Origin of the sequence: Flagellimonas sp., from assembly GCF_965222555.1 — a bacterium.
Lineage (GTDB): Bacteria > Bacteroidota > Bacteroidia > Flavobacteriales > Flavobacteriaceae > Flagellimonas.
Window position 1 is genome coordinate 1985563 of record NZ_CBDCUG010000005.1, and the last position, 19438, is coordinate 2005000.

The window sequence follows — 19438 nt, forward strand, 5'->3', positions numbered from 1 at the left end:
AGTTCAGTGTTGGTTATGGTTGGTTTTATGCCAGTATTTCTTTGATGATTTCTCCTTCAACATCGGTTAACCTAAAGTTTCTTCCCTGAAATTCGAAGGTAAAATCCTCATGGTTAAAGCCCAGTAAATGTAAAATAGTAGCATGAACGTCATGAACAGAGACCCTTCCTTCAATACCCAAAAACCCTATGTCATCGGTTTTTCCGTGACAGGCTCCTTTTTTAACTCCACCTCCGGCCATCCACATGGTGAATGCATCTCCATGATGATCTCTACCTTTAAAGCCCATTTCTTTATTGCCCCTGTTTTCTTGCATTGGGGTACGACCAAATTCACCTCCCCAAACAACCAATGTTTCATCGAGCAATCCGCGTTGTTTTAAATCCAATAGCAAAGCGGTAATTGGGCGGTCAATTTCACGGCATTTGTTTCGCAATCCCAGGTCAACTGCCGTACTATGATCCGTTCCGTGGCTATCCCAACCCCAATCAAAAAGTTGTACAAACCGAACACCGTCTTCCACTAATTTTCGAGCCAAAAGACAATTGTTGGCAAAGGACTCCTTACCGGGCTCCACTCCATACATTTCCTTAATGTTCTCTGGTTCATTCTCAATGTTCATGACTTCAGGTACGGCAATTTGCATACGGTAGGCCATTTCATATTGATTGATGCGCGCCAAAATTTCAGGATCCGCATACTTGGCGTATTCTTCCTTGTTGATTTTGTTGATGGCATCAATAGTACTTTTTTTAAGATTTCTTGAAATACCTTTTGGATCTTCAATATATAAAACCGGGTCTCCTTCCGACCTGCATTGTACACCTTGGTATACCGAAGGGAGGAAACCACTTCCCCACACACTTTTACCAGCATCTGGGGTTTTTCCACCTGATGTCAAGACAACAAACCCTGGCAAATTTTGATTTTCCGAGCCTAAACCATAGGTTGCCCAGGCACCAACGCTGGGTCTTCCCAACCTTGGACTTCCAGTATGCATAAACAATTGTGCGGGTCCGTGATTGAATTGATCGGTATGGACAGCTTTCAGAAAAGCTACCTCATCAATTACTTTTTTAAAATGGGGTAAATAGTTGGAAACCCAATTACCAGATTCACCTTCTTGTGAAAACTTTGCCTGTGGTCCCAATAATTTAGGGGTCCCTTTTATAAATGCGAACTTTTTTCCTTGCAAGAGTGATTCTGGGCAATCTTGATTGTTCAACTTATGGAGAACAGGTTTATAGTCGAACATCTCCAGTTGTGATGGTGAACCTGCCATATGAAGGTATATCACTGACTTCACTTTTGGAGTATACGGTGGAGGCAATGTCGCCAAGGGATTTAAATCCCGTTCAGAAAAAGTGACCTTTTGTTTTTTTGTCTTTGGCTCCAATGGGTCGCAACCTAAAAAAATAGAACCTAGCGCCAGTCCACCCAGACCGGTTGCACAATCTTTGATGAAATGCCTACGGGTCTTGGTCTGTGCATCCCTCATCAGTTTTTCTCGAATAAGTCGCTCTATCTGATCCATTTTAGGCTTTGGTTAAAAATTCATCAAGATTCATTATCGCATTGGCTACGACAGTCAATGCAGCAAGTTCAGCCGTCGGGCTTTCATCAAAATGTAAAAATTGGTCCAAACTATCATTGTCATTTTTGAATTCCTTCAAGGAAGTTGCGTACAGCTCCTTAAGTACATTCAATTTTTCAGGGGATATGTCCGATAATGTTGCTTTTTCATAACCATGGGTCAATTGCTCCTCAATACTGTCGGATACTAACATGGTTTTTGCCAAATGGTAGGAAGCTTCCAGATAAACAGGGTCGTTCAAGGTGACCAATGCTTGAAGAGGCGTGTTGGTAACTGTTCTTCGAATTGTGCAGACTTCCCTACTGCCTGCATCAAAAGTTAGAAACGAGGGATATGGACTTGTCCTTTTTAGATAGGTGTAGACAGCCCTACGGTAACGGTCTTCTCCTTTGCTTTCCAGCCATTGCTCACCGCTATAAACGGTTTGCCATACTCCTTCTGGCTGCGGAGGCATTACCCCAGGACCATACATTTTATAGCTGAGCAAACCTGAAATGGCCAATGCTTGATCTCGAATCTGTTCCGCACTTAAACGCTGGCGAGGACCTCTCGCGTAAAGTTCATTTTCAGGATCTCTTTGATATGAATCCGGGGTCAATACTGATTCTTGACGATAAGTGCCTGACAACACAATTTCCTTTACAAGGGATTTTATACTCCATTGGTGCTCATTCATAAATCGCAGGGCCAGCCAATCCAAAAGCTCTGGATGTGAAGGAAAATCAGATTGGGAACCAATGTCCTCAACCGTAGAAACAAGACCTCTGCCAAAGATTTGATGCCAAACCCTGTTTACCAAAGTCCTTGCGGTCAAAGGATTTTTTTTGTCCACCAACCATTTGGAAAATCCCAGACGGTCTTTAGACCATGATTCTTCCCAAGTATTGAGCACAGGAGGAGTCCCGGGTTGTACAGTATCGGTTTTAATCAACCAATTACCACGTTCAAAAACCTGCGTTGTACGTCCCATATAGTTCGGATTTTCGGCCATTACAGGGAGAATAGGGGCTTTAAAGTTGATAGCTTTGTCAAATTCCCTTTGGATTTTGGAAAAACCGGGTTTATCACTACCCGGGATATCGGGTAGAAAAGCAAGCCAATAGATGTGCATGGCATTGATGGTTTTTGGAGCGCTGGCATTGGTAATCTCAATATGGATGTTTGTTAAACCATCTATCTTTTTTATAGGAATCCGTTTGGTTTCAGGCTCTTCGGTCTTATTTAGTACGAACTGGGTAAGGATTTCACCGCTGGCATCATCTTTCCGAACCGTAAACGAGGTTCCATTATAGTAAGAGTACAGATTGAGGTACATATATTCGGCTCCATGGGTCCAAACATTTTCCAATCGGCAGGAACCATTGTTCCAAAGTACGGCAGAAGCATGATCATCATACGAACCATTTTGAAAATCTTTAAGATCGTGCGATTTGTATACTGGTTCCTTAAACCGTAGAAAATCAGTATATGCTTTAACTGTTTTTGGGTCACCATAGGTTGAAACCCAATTGTTGACTTTGTCGACGGATTCTTGTTGCTTTGGAGAATAAAACCGTAATGCCGGAGCTTCATCGGGAGTATCTTCATCCCTAGTATTGTTGAAAAAGGCCATCACATTGTAATAATCCTTTTGTTTGAAAGGGTCATATGGATGTCCATGGCATTGTACGCAACCTATGGCAGTACTTTGCCAAACATCAAAAGTGGTATTGACCCGATCTATTACAGCGGCAACCCTAAATTCCTCATCTTCCGTGCCCCCTTCATCATTGTTCATGGTATTCCGGTGAAAGGCAGTGGCAATAAGCTGGTCTATGGATGGATTTGGTAAAAGATCTCCAGCCAATTGCTCTATGGTGAACTGATCATAGGGCATATCGGCATTTAAAGCTTTGATGACCCAATCACGATATTGCCACATCGACCGTCCTTGATCTTTCTCATAGCCTTTTGTATCGGCATAGCGCGCCATGTCCAACCACCAGCTGGCCCATTTTTCGCCAAAAGAAGGTTGAGACAACAGACTGTCTATCATAGCGTCGTATGACATATTTCCTTGTTTGAAATTCTGAAACAACACAGCACCTGGCGGCAACCCTGTAATGTCCAACGACACCCTTCTTGCCAATATATGGTTGTCAGCAGCTGGATTTGGTTCAACATTTTCTTTTTGCAATCGATTCAGTATAAAATGATCGATGCCATTTTTGACAAAAGAGGTATTATAGTTTGAAAAGCCCGCTTCTTCCGTAAGTTTGGGGACTTCAACTTTTTCAGGTAGCGAGTAGGCCCAATGTTCTCCCCATTGTGCACCTTGATCTATCCATTCGGTTAGAAGATTGATTTCTTCATCCGATAACTTGGGTTTTTCATAGGGCATACGAAGCTCAGGGTCTTCTTCATGCAAACGCTTTATAAATTCACTTCCAGAGGCATTTCCTGGAATTATGGCCGGTTTCCCTGATTCTGTATCCGCAAAAGCTTCTTCCTGAAACAGAAGACTAAATCCTCCATTTTTTTTGACCCCTCCGTGGCAAGTGATACAATGTTTATTAAGGATGGGTTTAACCTGAGAGCTGAAATCAATAGGGTCTGCTTGCTGGCAGGCTAGGTTAAAAAGGAGCATTGCCGATAAGGCACATAAGAAAAATCCAGATTGCACATATGATCTCATCCCCTGATACTTAGAGGATTAAATATATGTAAAATTTACGCTATATGTTTTGCAAAAAAGACGAACCACCTTTGGTGAAGGACGAACGTAATCGTTAAACTAGCTGAACATTCTTGTTGTCACCATCCACAACTACTTTTAAGAGACCGTGTTTATTCAAGGATTTCATGGATTTATCCCATTTTTTACCACTAAGCCCTGCCTTGCTCTTCAATTCGGCAAGTGATATTTCACCAACTGGTTTTAAGAGATCCATAATGACTTTTTCCTCTTCGGTCAGCTCCACTTGCTTTTTCTCCGGTCTCATTTGGGGGAAGAAAAGCACTTCTTGTATGGAAGAATTATTGGTCATTAGCATGACCAAACGATCAATTCCGATACCAATTCCTGAAGTTGGGGGCATTCCATATTCCAAAGCGCGTAAAAAATCTTGATCAATGAACATGGCTTCATCATCTCCTTTTTCTGAAAGTTTGAGCTGCTCTTCAAAACGCTCACGTTGATCAATGGGGTCGTTCAACTCTGAATAAGCATTTGCCAATTCTTTGCCGTTTACCATCAACTCAAAACGTTCAGTAAGTGCCGGGTTGTCCCTATGTTCTTTGGTAAGCGGACTCATTTCTTTTGGATAATCCGTTATGAATGTAGGTTGTACGTAATAATGCTCACATTTTTCACCAAAGATTTCATCAATAAGTTTACCAACCCCCATAGTGTCGTCCACTTCAATACCAAGTTTTTGGGCCACCTCCCGCAGTTCAACCTCATTCATACCGGCCACATCAAAACCTGTATGGATTTTTATGGCCTCCAAAATGGGCACTCGAGCATAAGGTGCTTTAAACTCAATTTCGTTATCACCAACCGTCACTTTTGTGGCTCCGGTAGCGTCCAAAGCAATTTTTTCCAGTAGTTGCTCTGTAGTTTCCATCATCCAGTTGTAATCCTTGTAGGCCACATAGAGCTCCATTACGGTGAACTCTGGATTATGGGTCCGGTCCATTCCTTCGTTTCTAAAATCCTTGGAAAACTCGTAAACCCCATCAAAGCCACCTACAATCAACCTTTTTAGGTACAATTCGTTGGCAATTCGCAAGTATAATGGAATATTCAGGGCATTGTGATGGGTTAAAAAAGGACGCGCAGCCGCTCCTCCTGGAATGGGTTGAAGAATAGGAGTCTCTACCTCTAGATACCCTCTTTTATTATAAAATTCACGAATGCTATTTGTGATTTTGGTCCGCTTGATAAATGTATCCTTCACTGAAGGGTTTACCACCAAATCCACATAACGTTGACGATACCGAAGTTCAGGGTCGTTGAATTCGTCATACACCTTGCCATCAGCATCTACCTTTGGTAGCGGAAGCGGACGCAATGCCTTACTCAACAGTGAAAAGTTTTTGACCATCACGGTTTTTTCGCCCACTTGGGTGGTAAACAATTCGCCTTCCACACCTATGATATCACCAATGTCCAACAACTTTTTATAAACGTCGTTGTAATGGGTCTTGTCGTCACCTGAACAGATTTCATCACGGTTAAAATACACCTGGATTCGCCCTTCACTATCCTGCAATTCGGCAAAAGAAGCTTTCCCCTGGATTCTTCTTGACATCAATCTACCGGAAATCACAACCTGTTTTCCTTCTTCAAAATCGTTTTTGATGCTTTTTGAAGTAGCATCCACTGGATAAAGAGCGGCGGGATAAGGGTTGATTCCCAGTTCCCTAAGCTTTGATAATTTCTCTCTTCGAACGATTTCCTGTTCCGATAGTTGCATAGTCGATAAAAAATTAAAGCGCAAAATTACACTTTTGCGCTTTAATTCCTCACTTGGCCTTGCTTAATGTGGCATAATTGGGTGTGTAGGGTTTGTTGGAGATGATTTGGGCCATATCCTCCTCCAAAGATTCCAAGGGACTTTCCACAATTCTGTTGACCTCTTTTTCTTTTTTAAAGAAGATCATAGTGGGCACTTTGATAATATTCAGACCCTTTTCCTCACCGGTAGGACTCTTTTTATATTGTCCTTTTCGGTAGTCCAAGGCCACAACTTCCAGCTGGTTCATAGGAAATTTGGCCTCTTGCAAAATTTTGAGCATTCTTGGAACCTCCCGCTTACTATCTCCGCACCAAGTGCCCAGAAAAAGTTTGATTTGATGTTTTTTCAGTTTCTTTTTGAACATTTTTACCATGGATTTGTCCACTACATAGTTTTTATAATTGGTATTGAACCAGTTGGCGTATGGTTCAGACTGAAGGCCTTCTAAATTGATTTTTCCCACCAGAAACTTTTTACCATTTTCAAGTTCAACCTCTTTGTTGAAATCCTGGGCAAATAGGGAAGAGCTAATAAATAGAAATGTAACTACAAATGATTTCATGATTTTCTTGTTTAAAATTTGGAACCGAAAAATCATTAAAATCTGGACTCAGACAGCTTTTTGGAGGTTGGAAATGGGGACTAGACCCCAGGTGGAAATTATTTTTTAAAGATGGCGGCAATTTCCTGACGAGAGGAAACCTCCAATTTTTTATACAGATTATTGATGTGGGTTTTAATGGTGCTGTGACTCACAAAAAGTTCGGAAGCGATTTCCTTATTGCTCTTGTCCATCAAAATTTGCTGCACTATTTTTTGTTCTTGGGGGGTCAGTTTTTGAAGAAGATCATTAGTTTTTGCCCGTGCAAGGGATTTCCTGGTAATGAGAAAATAAAGATTTAATCCTAGCGATAATGCAAGAAGAATCAAGATGGCCCATTTCCAACTCCAATCTGTAGGATTTTTAAAATTGGCCAACTGCCGGTCTGTAGTAATTTCCGCTTCAAATTGTTGAGTAAAACCAGTGTTTGGGTAGGTGGTTTTCAACCTGTCCAACAATTGCCCGTAGTACTGGTTTGCTGAGATATCTTTAAGATAATGAGCGTAGGTTTCATTTCTCTTGTCTGAGAGAAAATCAAAAATGAATAGTTCCACCAAGGGTTCGCCGGAATTCTCGCCGTATTTTTGAAGGGTACTGAACCATTTTTCTGAGTTCAATTTTCTATTGGCTTCGCTTCGGTAATCCGAAAAATCAAAGATCATTTCTTCTTTTAAGGCTTCAACTTCCAGAGGAAGGGAAGATTTTGGGTTGGTTGAAGTAATGGTGCATAGCGCCTGGTCCTCAAACGAAGTGGGGAATTCCAAAGTGTCCCTATTGTTCGCAATAAAGAGAACACTTTTGCTACTGTTGCAGGTTCCCAAAAAATGACTGGCATCTGCATTGTCCGAACAGCCATCCAAATGAATTCGGTACAGTCGGTTGTCCTTTAAAAGATTGTCGCCTTTAAATTGAAAAAAGCCCAAAGAGTCTACCACAGTTTTGCTAATGATCTGTTCTAGATAGATGCGGGAGGTTTTCCGGTAATCCTCAACCAACGAAAGGTAGATGGCATTCCCTTGATTCTCTAGGGAGACATGGCCAGAAAAGTTGTACTGTCCAAAAATGGACGTACTACTGAGCAGGATGACAAGAAAGGGAACAATCTTCATAATGCGCGCTATCTGGGATAAAAATAACGGTTTTGTGTAACAAATGTGGGAAATGAAAGACTAATAGGTTACATCAATCAAAATCAAATCAATGAGTTTCTGGAGAGTTTTATTGGCCATTCTTTTTCCACCCCTGTCAGTTATCGGAAAAGGTTGTGGTTCTTTTGTTATTGTATTACTTTTAACACTTTGCGGATGGGTGCCCGGAGTAATTGGTGCCCTTGTCATTTTAAACAATACAAATTAAAACCACCAACATGAAAAAAGTCCAAATCTTAATAGGGGCAGTACTTATTGCCTTAACCTCCTCGTGCAATTTTACCGAGGAAATCACTTTGCAAGAAGACGGTTCCGGTAAATTATCCATCAATTTTGATGGCTCCGAACTCATGGAAATGGCTGGGGAAGAAATGAAAAAGAGCAACGAAAAGGCTGTCGACTCCCTAATTTCCTTTAAAGATCTGTTGGAAGAAAAAAAGGACAGCATAGCGACTTTATCACCTGAAGAACAGGCTAAATTAAAAAAGTTGGAACCTTTTCAAATGCATATGATTATGGACCCAGATGAAAAGGTGATGAAGTTTGATTTGTTCAGCGAATTTAAGAATGTAAGCGAGGTCAATGATGCATTTAATGCGTTTCAAGGGGCAAATGTACTGGGCTCCCAACAACAAGGAGCTGGGCCAGCGCCAATGGAAAGTTCTGCATCTGAAGTAAGTTATTCCTATACCAACAATAGTTTTACAAGAAAAGCCAAGATTCTGGATCAGGAGCTGTTTCAACAACAGATTGATAGTTTACAGGGTGCTGAAATGTTCCTTTCTGGATCTACCTATACCCTTAAGTATCATTTCCCTAAAAAAGTAAAATCCACTTCAGCGGAGGAAGCCACTTTTAGTGCAGATGGCAAGACTCTTATCTACGAGGTTAAGTTTTTGGATCTGATGAAAGACCCCTCACTTTTAGATCTTGAGGTGGAATTGGAAGACTAGTTTCGCTCTAAAGGTCTTCGTATCTTTGCCGGATGAACAAGAAAGTCCATCTGCAAGATTTGGGTCGTAAAGATTACAAGGAAACTTGGGATTATCAGGAAGCTCTTTTTAAAGAAATTGTTGATTTAAAAATCAAGAATAGAAGGGAAGAGGCGAACCTTGAAACTCCAAACCATTTTCTTTTTGTAGAGCATCCACATGTGTATACCTTGGGTAAGAGTGGAGATATCAATAATCTTTTGGTGGATGAAAAAAAGCTAGAGGAAAAAGGAGCCACTTTTTACAAGATCAATAGGGGAGGAGACATTACCTATCATGGTCCTGGACAAATTGTAGGCTATCCAATTCTGGATTTGGACAATTTTTTTACTGATATCCATAAATATCTTCGTTTGTTGGAAGAGATGGTCATCCTTACCCTTGCCGAGTACGGATTGAAAGGTGTTCGCTCCGAAGGAGAAACAGGGGTTTGGTTGGATGTTGGAACTCCGTTTGCTCGAAAAATTTGTGCTATGGGAGTCCGCGCCAGTCGTTGGGTCACCATGCACGGTTTTGCCCTCAACGTAAATGCCGATTTGGGTTATTTTGATATGATGATTCCCTGTGGAATTAAGGATAAGGCTGTAACTTCTTTAAATGTGGAATTGGGCAAGACTGTGGTAGATATGGAAGAGGTGAAACAAAAGCTACAATATCATTTTACAGCCCTTTTTGAAGCGGAGCTTGTAAAAGAAAAAACCGAAGCCTAAGCTTCGGTCCTCTGTTTTTTGATTGGTTTTACTATCGTTCATATGCCGTGAGCAAACTCATGCTCCGTAATTTTCCTTTTTTGTTATAATCTTCGGTTTTTACCATACCTATATTCTCAGCTAACCATTGTTTGGTTTTTCCTGTGGACTTTATGCCCATTCTCATATCGGTATCGTAGCTAATGACAAAACATTCAAAAGTACCTGCCGGGGTGGTGACGCTTTCTTTGCCCTCAACGGTACGGTTGTACATTCTCATAAAAGATTTCATGGCGATTGGCGCTCCGGTTATGGCGATTTCCATCTCGGCATCGGGTAAAGTTTGACCAACGGACAAATCGTTTGGGATATAGATATTGTTTCCAGTGATATCCACTTCCATATTATCAAAATGGCTAGCCCTGCTGCTGCCCATCAAGGATTTAAAGTCAATGGAAACACCATTTTCTTCACACTTCATGCCATAGGAAGAATCACCGACTTGAGTACCGTTTTTATCAAACATTTCCATGGTGTATAGCACGCTGTCGCCGCCGTCATCCGTTACAGAGTATACCACTTTTCCTTCTTCGTTCATTCTGTTGCCGTAAAGTGTATGCTCAAACTTGGCACCATCGGAAACGGGGTAATATTTACTGCAATCGGTTTGAGCTGAAACGGCTGTACCACTTAAAAAACAGGAGAGCACAAAACTCGATATAAGGTTTTTCATCTTTATTGTTTTATAAATTCAACTCTTCTATTTTGCGACTTGCCCTCTGGACTATTGTTGTCGGAAACGGGTTCGCTTTCGCCCTTGCCATCAACCGTTAGCCTATTGGAATCAATATTATAAATATCTACAAGTGCGTTTTTTACGGCAGCGGCCCGATCTTTAGAAAGTTGCATATTGGCGACATCACTTCCATCTGCATCGGTATGTCCTACAATTTTAAGGTTAATGGAAGATTCTTGCATCATCACTTGTGAGATTTGGCGAATAACTCCCATGGATTGTGGCTGCAAATTGGCCGAGCCAGAATCAAATAGAATGGCATTGGTCGATATTTTCCCTTCGGAAATGAGTTTTCGACGCAAGTCAACACCACCTTCCGCAACTTTAAGATTGCTTATGAACACTTTTTCCTTACCATCCTTGAAGCCGTTGGCAAGGAATTTTACAGTGTGAATTACCGCACCGGATGCAACCAATCTGGGCACATCAATATATTTTACTTCGTTCACCCATAATCTAAAGCGTTGCTTGTTAACCGCAATGGAGATATGGGGGTTTTCCAAAACCACATTTCTCAAGTCGGCCTTGACGGTGCTTCTAATCTCTCTTTTTCCATTGATGTTATTCTGAACCGTAACCCCAATGGCCGCGTATTGGCAAAAGGGGATTTCAGCATAGGCGTTGTTACTACCAGGGTTAAATTTATCATCATTGCTCAAGGTAATGGCCACTTTTGCCTGGGAGGAGGTTTGGTTATCCAGACCTACAGCGGCTAAGTCGAATTCAATGGTATATTCTTCTGGAAGTCGGGGGACATCCGGTATGTAATAAATATTAAAGCCAGATTTTAGTTCTAACCATTTTTGAGGTGAATCACCTAATGTGACCAGTTCACCACCCGCATTGGTATTCCATTTGGAGGGAAAATCTCCTATGAAATCATTGCCAAAATCATCGTAGAATAGCTGTTTGTCACCAGGAACATAATCAAACTTACTGTATACCTGAATGGTCTTTGGCCCTGTTGCACTAGATGTTTCCGAGTTTGTTGTTCCACCAGAAGTATTCTGGCCTCCAGTATTGCCTGGAGCTTTTGGGTTTTGTTTACCCTTTGAACCAGGTTCAAGAATGCTGTCAAGGGCCTGATCGGTTTTCTTGGAAGTTTCGTGTTCTACTCTGCGTTCAACAGTGCGCTCTGCAGCTTTTTCAGCTTTTTTTGCCAGTTTTTTAAAGAATTGGGCATTGCTGCTTATGCCTAAGGCAAATGCTAGAATTGAGCAAAATAGCATCTTGCTCCTGAAAGAGGTTTTCATTTTCAAAGTGTTTAGATAGTGTAATCAACTGTAAATTAAAAATTTACAGGATAATTAAAAGAAAGAATGTGTGTTTGGGCCAAACTATTGTATAGGTTGCAATAAGGGGCCATTAATTCATCTTGTACACAATTATTGAGTTTTCTTGGTCTTTGGCTACCAATTCCAACTTTTTATCGTTGTCCATATCCACCAAATCAATCAACGAATTTCCAAATACCGGGAAATTGGGAATGGGTTTTGCTTGACTGTCGTAGAGATATATTTTTTGGTTCTGGATATCGGTTACACTCACATAAATTTTATCGTAGATATAAAAAATCTTGGGTTTGGTATACACTCCTAAATCCAATTCAACCTTTTTTCCTTTAATGTTCAGGATATTATCATCCATGAAGACCAGGGTCTTGCTAGTAGTATACATACCGTGATCATTATTAAGGTTGAAATTGGTGCTTGTAAGCTTTCCTTTGGTATCAATTTGATGCAATACACCTTTCTTATTGGTAACTGAAAACTTGTTTTTATAAAGAAATACTTCGTTGTCGGAGAAGTCGATTTTTTGAGAAATTTTTAACCGCTCACCACCAGATCTATGAAGGATCTTCAAGTTTTTGTCCTCTAACTGAAATACCAAATAATCTTTATTGGAAACCCTAAAATGTTTTGGGGTTGCTATAATGGGACTCTGGGCCCTGGTATAGGTAAATCCGCTAACAATGTTGGCTTTGTTGTTGTACATAAATACTTTCTCCCCTTGGGTAACAACAAAGCGATAGTCCTTGTTTCCCTCGTAATCAAATACTGCCAGCGGATTTAGATTGCCTCCTTCAAAAGTTTTATTAAAAGGTGGTACTTCCTCTCCGTTTCTGTCCAGAATCAAAAATTGGTTGTTGGTGCAAAAGGCCAATTGTAATCGTCCATTTTTATAAATATCCACTTGCTTAATGGGACCTCTTACCCGGCCGTTAAGCTGCTTCTTCCAGAGCACTTTGCCTTCAGTGGAAATTAGATACAGAAAATTGTTTTGATCCTGTACTACAATTTCTTGCTTGTTGGTTCTATGATTTTTTACAAACTGGGGACCCATGGCAAGGTCAGTGTCCAATTCCAAAGTGAATAATGGGGTCACTGTATTGGTCTTGGCCACTTTTTGTATTTTGGAAATGAGAAAGTTGGTATGGGCAAAATCATTGTCCGCCACCAATTGTGCTGCAAAGGTATGATCAGAAAAATCAGCCTGTTTAAAAGCGTTGAAAAGTGAAGGGACAAACTCACGTTCTGAAAAAAAATCGGCTCCAGAAGCATTGGATATGAAAAGTATGCTGGATTCACTGGCCAACGATTCGGTTGCCGTCTTAAATACTGGGGCATTTTTAAAGGATGACAGATTTTTGTGGTTACTTATTATGGTTTGGAGTGTTTCCCTATTTTCTGAAAAAACAAAAGTATTCTCTAGAATTGTACAAAACGTGGATTGATAATCGGTCACTAACGGATTAAAGCTTTCCTCAAGTAATTTTTGATTTTTTAAGGTGATTATTTCACTTCCTTGATATGTTGAGGAAGCTGTTTTGTCCATATCCAAGTATTCTGATATACTTTCGGTACCAAAGGAGCTAAGAAGAACCACCTTTTCGCCATTAAGGTAAATAAGTCCAACCTCTTCAATGGTATTGAAAAGGGAATCTACAGGCTTTACCCTGTCTAAGTATGTATTTTGATTTTTAGCAAACTCTTGATAGTCATCAAAAGTATAGGAAACGATTGCTTGGGCATTCAAGGGCGCAAAAAGAGGGGTTTTATTGGTTAGGGGGGATGTTCCCTTAAATAAGTTGGTGAAATTTTTGGTTGAATCGGAAGCAATAGCCACCCCATTTAAACTAATGTGGTCCGAATTAGCCGAAAAATCCACTGAAACCCAATCGGAAAATGTCTTTGTGTTGTTGCCATCTTTTTTTAACTGTGATGATATCAATGAAGGTGATTCGTCCAAATTAAAGAAGAGCGTAGCCGATTTAGCGGGACCGGAGGTATCATACAATCGGTTTAATTTTTCATTAATAGGATAGGATTGTTTGGCTCGCACCATATTTTCCATAAGCATTAATGAAGAACCCAGGATAATGTTTTTGTCTTTTATTAAGCTGTATACTTCGTAATCTCCAAAACTGTATTTTGAAATATTGTTGCCTTCATAGGTCAATGTTTCAACAGTTCTGTCTGTTACTTCATCCAAATTGAAAAAATCGACACTGTTATCGGAGATAAAAACAAATTCATGATTGTCCTTGCCTATTTCATAAAAAGCCAGAAGACTGGTGGCATCCGTTTTAATGTGCTTTAAACCTTTAAGTTTTTCCGTCAAATCCTTGTGAATAGGGAAACCAGTTGTCTTTGCAATAAAAGTACTGTTCTTAAGTTCGCTTTTAAAGTTGGATAGATTGTTGATTTTTATAATCAGTCCCGCATTTGGTGGAAGATGCTGCAATAGCGAATTTGTAGTTTTTATTTCTGTTTTGCACGAAAGGAAAATAAGGATAAGTAAGGAGAGGTATGCCTTTGGTTTCATTTTCGGAGTTTCAACAAATTTAGGGTTTTAAATATCCAGTGTCAATTGTTCTGGAAGTTGTCTAAAACTTTTCCTGTGATATTTGGTCAAGCCATATTTCCTGATGGCTTCCCTGTGCTCTTTGGTGGGATATCCTTTGTTTTTTTTCCAATTGTACATGGGGTGTTCTTCATGAATTTTGGCCATATATTCGTCCCTGTAGGTTTTTGCCAATATAGAAGCTGCGGCTATACTCATAAATTTTCCATCTCCCTTTATAATACATTCATGCGAAATGGAAGGATAAGGTTTAAAACGGTTGCCATCGACCAAAATAAAACTCGGAGTGTCAGACAGGCCATCCAAGGCACGGTGCATGGCCAAAATAGAGGCATTTAAAATGTTAATAGAATCTATCTCGTCCTGAAAAACATGGCAGACCGAAAAGGAAATGGCCTCTTTTTCCAGAATGGGACGTAAATGCTCTCTTTTTGTTTCAGATAATTGCTTGGAATCGTTTAAGATTTCATTGGTGAACCCTTCAGGAAGAATTATGGCACCAGCGGTTACCGGACCAGCAAGACAACCCCTTCCCGCCTCATCTGTGCCAGCCTCGTTTTGATATTTATAAAGGTTTTTGAGCATTTTTACTTTTGATATGGCTTCATATATAATATGAATAGCGAAATCTAAGAAGAATCAACCAAATGTAAAAAAGTACATAGATACAATTGAATGCTGGATAAACTTTCACATTTCTTTAGAAACAAAACACATACCTTTGTCTGACCAATAGTTTGGAATGAGATTTTTATTTTTTGCCCTACTCTTTTTTACAGGTCAATTCATGTTTGCACAGCAAGATTCCGTGCCCCCGGCTAAGAAGCCGAAAAAACCTGTAAAGAAAATCGATTCAATTGAGAAAAGAAGGCCGCAGCCTAGAACAATACCAGAACCGGAAGAAGTGGTTGTGCCCATAACGGACTACAAGATTATCTCATATACCAGAGACACCACGTCTTTGGATACGACCCTCACCATTCAAAAGGAATACAAATACAATTACCTTAGAAAGGATGATTTTGAAGTAATGCCTTTCTCCAATATCGGTCGGCCGTACAATGCTTTGGGGGTAGACTTTTCCAATACTTCATTTTATCCCAAATTGGGAGCCGAGGCAAGGCATAGTAATTATTTTGAGGTTGAGGATATCAAATATTACAACGTGCCAACCCCGATGACAGAGCTGATGTTCAAGACTACCTTGGAGCAGGGACAATTATTGGATGCGCTGTTGACATTTAATCTTTCAGAAAGGGCTAACGTTTCTATCGCTTATAAAGGATTTAGGTCATTGGGTAAGTATCGGTTTGATCAAGCCCAGTCAGGTAACTTTAGAACCATGTTCAGTTATGGAAACAAAAAAGGTAATTATAATATAAGGGGGCATATCGCTGCCCAAGACCTGGAGTCAGAAGAAAATGGGGGGATTTCAAACAGAGACCAGTTTGAAGGCGCTGCAGGGATTAATCCAGATGATTTTACGGATAGGTTCAGATTAGATATTTCATACGATAATGCTAACAATAGAATACTAGGAAAACGATATTACCTTGATCACCAGTTTAAACTGCTCGGTTATGGAAGGGATTCAACAGATAAAAAGCCAACATCACTTACCCTGGGGCATGAGTTTAATTACGAGACCAAGTTTTATGATTTTGTCCAATCTGCTCAGAACAATGCTTTTGGTGAAGACCCTTTTGTGGTGCCCGTAGAGGATAGAGCCAGATTAAAAACAATGTTCAATAAGGTCTCGGCTGAATTTTCAAATAGGACTTTAGGGCAGCTAACCGGGAATGCAAGCCTTTATAATTACAATTATTACTTCAATAGTATTTTGGTAACCGACTCTGGAACTATCCAAAACCAACTGAAGGGAGAAGAAATTGCTGTAGGCGGAACATATCTCAAAGATTTTGGAGGTTTGGTGCTCAAAGGAGATGTCAATTATAACATTACAGAAGAGTTGGCCGGAAATGAATTCAACGCTTCTGTGGATTATCAGCTAAATAATAATAACTTGTTATCTGGGGGCATTCATGTTTCCTCTCGAATGCCAAATTTTAATTTTTTGTTGTATCAAAGTGACTACCGAAATTTTAATTGGCAGAATACAGACACTTTTGAAAACCAGCAAATACAGAGCATCAATTTTACATTTGATTCAAAAAAGTTTGGATTACTGGAAGCAGCGTATAGCGCAGTGGACAATTATACCTTTTTTGAATCAGCGGCAACACAGGAGCAAATAGATAATGCTCAAGAAACCGCATATGTAAAACCCTTTCAGCAAACAGAGACCATAAACCATTTAAGGATAAAATATACTAAAGAATTTAAATGGAGAAGGTGGGCGTTGAGCAATACCGTTTTGTATCAAGATGTCACCCAGGATAGACAGGTGTTGAACGTGCCTCAATTAGTAACAAGGAATACACTATACTTTTCAAAAGATGTTTTTAAGAAAGCTATGTTCTTGCAAACTGGGGTTACCTTTAAATATTTCACCTCTTATAATATGAATGCCTATAACCCTCTGTTGGGTGAATTTTACATTCAGAATAGAGAGGAGTTTGGGGGGTATCCTTTGTTGGACTTTTTTATTAATGCAAAGGTTCGGCAAACAAGGATTTATTTAAAGGCGGAACACTTCAATTCATCTTTTTCCGAGCCTACTTTTTATTCTGCTCCAAATTATCCATACAGGGATTTTGTTATTCGTTTTGGACTGGTTTGGAACTTCTTTTCTTAAAATTTCAAAAAACAAGTATAATTCAATGTTGATAAACAGTGGTTTACAAAAAGAAGATGTTTTTTTGAAAAAAAATAGGTCAAAACTATTTGTGGAGTAAAAATAAGCTGCTTATATTTGCACCCGCTTAGCTGATGAGGCTGGGTGTTTTGGGGGAGGATCAAGGGGGTGTATTGCCCGGTTTTTTTTCTCCTTTGGAAAGATTTAGAAGTTCATTTGACATATTGTATAGACAGCGTAAAAGAGAATTTTAGACAAGAACCATTTTGATGCGGGGGACCTTTTGTTGTGTAGTGAAGTTTTATGACATTCAACTTTTTACAATGAAGAGTTTGATCCTGGCTCAGGATGAACGCTAGCGGCAGGCCTAACACATGCAAGTCGAGGGGTAACAGAGTTTGCTTGCAAACTGCTGACGACCGGCGCACGGGTGCGGAACGCGTATGGAACCTGCCCCTGTCAGGGGAATAGCCCAGGGAAACTTGGATTAATGCCCCATGGTAACGAGATATCGCATGATATTTTGTTTAAAGATTTATCGGACAGGGATGGCCATGCGTACCATTAGCTTGTTGGTGGGGTAACGGCCCACCAAGGCAACGATGGTTAGGGGCCCTGAGAGGGGGATCCCCCACACTGGTACTGAGACACGGACCAGACTCCTACGGGAGGCAGCAGTGAGGAATATTGGACAATGGGCGAGGGCCTGATCCAGCCATGCCGCGTGCAGGATGACTGCCCTATGGGTTGTAAACTGCTTTTATACGGGAAGAAACCTACTTACGTGTAAGTAGCTGACGGTACCGTAAGAATAAGGACCGGCTAACTCCGTGCCAGCAGCCGCGGTAATACGGAGGGTCCGAGCGTTATCCGGAATCATTGGGTTTAAAGGGTCCGTAGGCGGGCCTATAAGTCAGAGGTGAAAGGCCACGGCTCAACCGTGGGACTGCCTTTGATACTGTAGGTCTTGAGTCGTTGTGGAGTTGCCGGAACATGTGGTGTAGCGGTGAAATGCATAGATATCACATAGAACACCGATCGCGAAGGCAGGTAACTAACAACGTACTGACGCTGATGGACGAAAGCGTGGGTAGCGAACGGGATTAGATACCCCGGTAGTCCACGCCGTAAACGATGGATACTAGCTGTCGGGACCTCGGTCTCGGCGGCCAAGCGAAAGTGATAAGTATCCCACCTGGGGAGTACGTTCGCAAGAATGAAACTCAAAGGAATTGACGGGGGCCCGCACAAGCGGTGGAGCATGTGGTTTAATTCGATGATACGCGAGGAACCTTACCAGGGCTTAAATGTAGTATGACAGGTTTAGAGATAGACTTTTCTTCGGACATATTACAAGGTGCTGCATGGTTGTCGTCAGCTCGTGCCGTGAGGTGTCAGGTTAAGTCCTATAACGAGCGCAACCCCTACCGTTAGTTGCCAGCATGTAAAGATGGGGACTCTAACGGGACTGCCGGTGCAAACCGTGAGGAAGGTGGGGACGACGTCAAATCATCACGGCCCTTACGTCCTGGGCCACACACGTGCTACAATGGCCGGTACAGAGGGAAGCCACCCCGCAAGGGGGCGCGGATCTATAAAACCGGTCACAGTTCGGATCGGGGTCTGCAACTCGACCCCGTGAAGCTGGAATCGCTAGTAATCGGATATCAGCCATGATCCGGTGAATACGTTCCCGGGCCTTGTACACACCGCCCGTCAAGCCATGGAAGCCGGGAGTGCCTGAAGTCCGTCACCGCAAGGAGCGGCCTAGGGCAAAATCGGTAACTAGGGCTAAGTCGTAACAAGGTAGCCGTACCGGAAGGTGCGGCTGGAACACCTCCTTTCTAGAGAAGAGACGGACCTATCGACAGGGTCCCGTATCTTGGTGGTGCTTGTTTTTTTCTTTTATGCTGTCTTATAATATGCAAACATACTGGCAAATTAGGCCAAACAGTCTCATAGCTCAGCTGGTTAGAGCGCTACACTGATAATGTAGAGGTCGGCAGTTCGAGTCTGCCTGAGACTACGAGGACCAGCCTTATGGCTGTACGTTCATTAAAATAGGAAATTCTAGGTGTTGGGTTACCGTTATATAGTACTGTTAACTGATAACTGTTAACTGATCACTGGGATGACGGGGAATTAGCTCAGCTGGCTAGAGCGCCTGCCTTGCACGCAGGAGGTCACCGGTTCGACTCCGGTATTCTCCACCAAGGCAATGCCTTGAGATGTAAATTTCAAGTGTGTTGCGGTAGAGTTCGCGATTGATTTTTGTCAGTGGCGACTCGCCACAAGTTCATTGACATATTGGGACGGAGCGTGACGATTTTATCGTCATTGCGAAGTCAAAGAAGAAACACGAAGTAGAATAGAATATAATAAAGGATTACGAGGGCATTTGTACATAGGTACAGGTGTGACAAGCAAAAGAAGGGCGTATGGGGGATGCCTGGGCTCTCAGAGGCGAAGAAGGACGTGATAAGCTGCGAAAAGCCGCGGG

The 19438-nt window shown here is 41.3% G+C and carries 13 protein-coding genes, 2 tRNA genes and 2 rRNA genes (1 of these 17 cut by a window edge); 8 read left to right on the forward strand and 9 right to left on the reverse strand.

The genetic code is table 11. The annotated features are described in order from the left end of the window. Nucleotides 1-25 precede the first annotated feature (25 nt). The 5 genes from ACOQO1_RS17300 to ACOQO1_RS17320 all read right to left on the reverse strand — a co-directional run bounded on the left by ACOQO1_RS17300 (nt 26) and on the right by ACOQO1_RS17320 (nt 7803). Complete coding sequence (locus ACOQO1_RS17300; protein ID WP_420604139.1) at nt 26-1534, reverse strand: DUF1501 domain-containing protein; 1509 nt, start codon at nt 1532-1534, stop codon at nt 26-28. Between the two features lies 1 nt (nt 1535). Further along, entirely contained in the window at nt 1536-4268 is a 2733-nt protein-coding gene (locus ACOQO1_RS17305; protein ID WP_420604140.1) for a PSD1 and planctomycete cytochrome C domain-containing protein, read from the reverse strand. A gap of 94 nt (nt 4269-4362) precedes the next feature. Beyond that, nucleotides 4363-6051: a lysine--tRNA ligase gene (gene lysS, locus ACOQO1_RS17310; RefSeq protein WP_420604141.1), complete on the reverse strand. Its 1689-nt coding sequence runs from the start codon at nt 6049-6051 to the stop codon at nt 4363-4365. 49 nt (nt 6052-6100) lie between these two features. Beyond that, a complete protein-coding gene (locus ACOQO1_RS17315; RefSeq protein ID WP_420604142.1) occupies nt 6101-6655 on the reverse strand; it encodes a TlpA family protein disulfide reductase in 555 nt (184 codons plus the stop codon). 98 nt (nt 6656-6753) lie between these two features. Further along, nucleotides 6754-7803 carry a response regulator transcription factor gene (locus ACOQO1_RS17320; protein WP_420604143.1) on the reverse strand — a complete coding sequence of 350 codons (1050 nt, stop codon included), beginning with the start codon at nt 7801-7803 and terminating at the stop codon, nt 6754-6756. Nucleotides 7804-7894: 91 nt separating this feature from the next. On the opposite strand from ACOQO1_RS17320, the gene ACOQO1_RS17325 reads away from it, so the two are divergent. From ACOQO1_RS17325 to lipB, 3 genes are read left to right on the forward strand one after another with little or no spacing between them, the layout of a single operon-like run. Continuing rightward, nucleotides 7895-8050 (forward strand): YqaE/Pmp3 family membrane protein, encoded by a 156-nt coding sequence (locus tag ACOQO1_RS17325; RefSeq protein WP_106143045.1) that lies wholly within the window; start codon nt 7895-7897, stop codon nt 8048-8050. 10 nt (nt 8051-8060) lie between these two features. Beyond that, nucleotides 8061-8795 carry a hypothetical protein gene (locus tag ACOQO1_RS17330; protein ID WP_420604144.1) on the forward strand — a complete coding sequence of 245 codons (735 nt, stop codon included), beginning with the start codon at nt 8061-8063 and terminating at the stop codon, nt 8793-8795. A gap of 32 nt (nt 8796-8827) precedes the next feature. Further along, nucleotides 8828-9544: a lipoyl(octanoyl) transferase LipB gene (lipB, locus tag ACOQO1_RS17335; protein WP_420604145.1), complete on the forward strand. Its 717-nt coding sequence runs from the start codon at nt 8828-8830 to the stop codon at nt 9542-9544. 31 nt (nt 9545-9575) lie between these two features. Here lipB and ACOQO1_RS17340 read toward each other — a convergent pair whose 3' ends face one another. The 4 genes from ACOQO1_RS17340 to ACOQO1_RS17355 form a co-directional block, all read right to left on the reverse strand. Then, entirely contained in the window at nt 9576-10256 is a 681-nt protein-coding gene (locus tag ACOQO1_RS17340) for a hypothetical protein (RefSeq protein WP_420604146.1), read from the reverse strand. A 2-nt stretch (nt 10257-10258) separates the two neighbouring features. After that, a complete protein-coding gene (locus ACOQO1_RS17345; RefSeq protein ID WP_420604147.1) occupies nt 10259-11572 on the reverse strand; it encodes an OmpA family protein in 1314 nt (437 codons plus the stop codon). A gap of 112 nt (nt 11573-11684) precedes the next feature. Beyond that, nucleotides 11685-14144: a ribonuclease HII gene (locus tag ACOQO1_RS17350; protein ID WP_420604148.1), complete on the reverse strand. Its 2460-nt coding sequence runs from the start codon at nt 14142-14144 to the stop codon at nt 11685-11687. 27 nt (nt 14145-14171) lie between these two features. Further along, a complete protein-coding gene (locus tag ACOQO1_RS17355) occupies nt 14172-14768 on the reverse strand; it encodes a ribonuclease HII (RefSeq protein ID WP_420604149.1) in 597 nt (198 codons plus the stop codon). A 157-nt stretch (nt 14769-14925) separates the two neighbouring features. Here ACOQO1_RS17355 and ACOQO1_RS17360 point away from each other — a divergent pair, with 157 nt between their 5' ends. The 5 genes from ACOQO1_RS17360 to ACOQO1_RS17380 all read left to right on the forward strand — a co-directional run. Beyond that, the gene (locus tag ACOQO1_RS17360) at nt 14926-16938 is read left to right on the forward strand and encodes a putative porin (RefSeq protein WP_420604150.1); all 2013 of its coding nucleotides are present in this window, start codon (nt 14926-14928) and stop codon (nt 16936-16938) included. Nucleotides 16939-17258: 320 nt separating this feature from the next. Beyond that, nucleotides 17259-18782 (forward strand): 16S ribosomal RNA (locus tag ACOQO1_RS17365). A 108-nt stretch (nt 18783-18890) separates the two neighbouring features. Continuing rightward, nucleotides 18891-18964, forward strand: a tRNA-Ile gene (locus ACOQO1_RS17370). Nucleotides 18965-19074: 110 nt separating this feature from the next. Continuing rightward, nucleotides 19075-19151, forward strand: a tRNA-Ala gene (locus ACOQO1_RS17375). A 203-nt stretch (nt 19152-19354) separates the two neighbouring features. Continuing rightward, a 23S ribosomal RNA gene (locus ACOQO1_RS17380) occupies nt 19355-19438 on the forward strand (it continues 2742 nt past the right edge of the window). The 16S and 23S rRNA genes sit together here with 2 tRNA genes alongside, the layout of an rRNA operon.